The sequence below is a fragment of the Burkholderia sp. SIMBA_051 genome (assembly GCF_046534915.1).
Lineage (GTDB): Bacteria > Pseudomonadota > Gammaproteobacteria > Burkholderiales > Burkholderiaceae > Burkholderia > Burkholderia ambifaria.
In genome coordinates, this window is sequence record NZ_JAWRXS010000233.1 from 1 (window position 1) to 275 (window position 275).

1 protein-coding gene is annotated in these 275 nt (G+C 67.3%); it reads left to right on the plus strand.

All coding sequences use genetic code 11. From position 1 onward, the window contains the following. Positions 1 to 216 (plus strand): ABC-type transport auxiliary lipoprotein family protein (locus SB771_RS34325; RefSeq protein WP_410721952.1); only part of this gene is annotated, 216 nt, incomplete at its 5' end. Between the last annotated feature and the right edge of the window lie 59 nt (positions 217 to 275).

The following is a 275-nucleotide window of genomic DNA, read 5'->3' on the forward strand; positions in this document are numbered from 1 at the left end:
CAGAGCTTCGATTCCTCGGCGGACGGCACGGTAACGCTGGCCGTGATCTGGTCCGTGCGCGCGCCGAGGGGAGGGCGGAGAGTGAACGGGCGCTCGGTCGTGCGCGAGTCAGCAAGCGCGCCAGGATACGACGCGCTGATCGAGGCGCACAGCCGAGCGCTCGCGTCGGTGGCGAGAGATGTCGCGGTGGCGGCGCAATCGCTCACGCCGTCATGAGTTTCTGACCCACGGCTTGCGCACCAGCAACCAACCAGCGACCAACCACCAACCATTCA